Origin of the sequence: Sinomonas sp. G460-2 (assembly GCF_047759905.1) — a bacterium.
Taxonomy (GTDB): domain Bacteria; phylum Actinomycetota; class Actinomycetes; order Actinomycetales; family Micrococcaceae; genus Sinomonas.
The window spans coordinates 1-1,685 of sequence record NZ_JBKZWT010000501.1 but is presented as its reverse complement, the minus strand read 5'-3'; the positions used below and the strand labels follow the sequence as shown (position 1 = coordinate 1,685).

General features: G+C 68.5%; 2 protein-coding genes. One reads left to right on the top strand and one right to left on the bottom strand.

The features are described 5' to 3' along the window. Nucleotides 1-202 (top strand): hypothetical protein (locus ACLN58_RS21890; protein ID WP_415857318.1); only part of this gene is annotated, 202 nt, incomplete at its 5' end. Here ACLN58_RS21890 and eno read toward each other — a convergent pair. Then, nucleotides 163-1,443 carry a phosphopyruvate hydratase gene (gene eno, locus ACLN58_RS21885; RefSeq protein ID WP_415857317.1) on the bottom strand — a complete coding sequence of 427 codons (1,281 nt, stop codon included), beginning with the start codon at nt 1,441-1,443 and terminating at the stop codon, nt 163-165. The genes ACLN58_RS21890 and eno overlap by 40 nt on opposite strands. Between the last annotated feature and the right edge of the window lie 242 nt (nt 1,444-1,685).

Below are 1,685 nucleotides of genomic sequence, written 5' to 3'. Positions count from 1 at the left end.
GCTGGTCCGGGGTACCTGCGGGCGGCGCGTGGCCATGGACTTCGTCTCCTCGGGGCGCAAAGCAGCGGCGGCTATGGTCTCGTTCAACCATAGCCGCCGGGGCTGGGAATACTTCAAAGGTCACTTCCCGTGGGTCGCGACCTTCGAACGGATGGGAACCGCTTACGCCTTGAAGCGCGGGAACGCGGAGCGCCCGGCGTAGCGAGCGGCGTCGTCGAGCTCCTCCTCGATGCGCAGGAGCTGGTTGTACTTCGCGACGCGCTCCGAACGGGCGGGGGCGCCCGTCTTGATCTGGCCGGCGTTCGTCGCGACCGCGATGTCCGCGATCGTCGTGTCCTCGGTCTCTCCGGAGCGGTGCGACGTGATCGTCGTGTAGCCCGAGCGCTGGGCGAGGGACACGGCGTCGAGCGTCTCGGTGAGCGAGCCGATCTGGTTGACCTTGACGAGGAGCGAGTTCGCGGTCTTCGCGTCGATGCCCTGCTGGAGGCGCTTCGGGTTGGTGACGAAGAGGTCGTCGCCCACGAGCTGGACCTTGTCGCCGATCTCGTCGGTGAGGGTCCGCCAGCCGTCCCAGTCGTTCTCGTCGAGCGGGTCCTCGATCGAGACGAGCGGGAAGTCGCGGACGAGCTCCGCGTAGTACGCGCTCATCTCGGCGGCCGTGTGCGGCTTGCCCTCGAACTGGTACGCGCCGTCCGTGTAGAACTCCGAGGACGCGACGTCGAGCGCGAGAGCGATGTCCCTGCCCGGCTCGTAGCCGGCCTTCTTGATGGCCTCGGTGATGAGCTCGAGCGCCGCGCGGTTCGACGGGAGGTTCGGCGCGAAGCCGCCCTCGTCGCCGAGGCCAGTCGCGAGGCCCTTGGCCTTGAGCACGCCCTTGAGCGAGTGGTAGACCTCGACGCCCCAGCGGAGGCCCTCGGAGAACGTCTCCGCGCCGAGCGGGACGACCATGAACTCCTGGATGTCCACGTCGGAGTCGGCGTGCGAGCCGCCGTTGAGGATGTTCATGAGCGGGACCGGGAGGACGTGCGCGTTCGGGCCGCCCAGGTACTTGTAGAGCGGGAGGTTCGAGGAGTCCGCGGCGGCGTTCGCGACCGCGAGGGAGACGCCGAGGATCGCGTTGGCGCCCAGGTTCGACTTGTTCGGCGTGCCGTCGAGATCGATCATCGCCTGGTCGATCGCGCGCTGATCCGTCGCGTCGAAGCCCTGGAGGGCGGGGGCGATCTGGTCCACGACGGCCTCGACGGCCTGCTGGACGCCCTTGCCGAGGTAGCGGCCCTTGTCACCGTCGCGGCGCTCCACGGCCTCGAACTCGCCGGTCGACGCCCCGGACGGGACGGCCGCGCGGCCGAGCGAACCATCGCTCAGAAGGACCTCGACCTCGACCGTGGGGTTGCCGCGGGAATCAAGGATCTCGCGGGCGTGAATGGCATCGATAAGGGCCATGGATTGAACTCCTAGCAAGGGTGAGCATTGATCAAAGGGAGCGTGATCACGGGGTGTAACTCGTGGATGACCTCAATGTCACCCACAGCCTAGTGGCCGCGGCGGGCGGGCGCGACACTGTGACCGAACCACTACCTAGGCGGGCAGACGGCGCACGGCGCTCCTGAGCGCCCGCTCGGCATCGAGGCCGCGCTCGCGCGCTGCACGGACGACGTCGAGCAGCAGCTCCCCGAGCTCGTCCT

Bases quoted from the DNA above. Each gene is read 5' to 3' on its own strand.
- eno (WP_415857317.1), bottom strand. From the start codon at position 1,443: ATGGCCCTTATCGATGCCATTCACGCCCGCGAGATCCTTGATTCCCGC.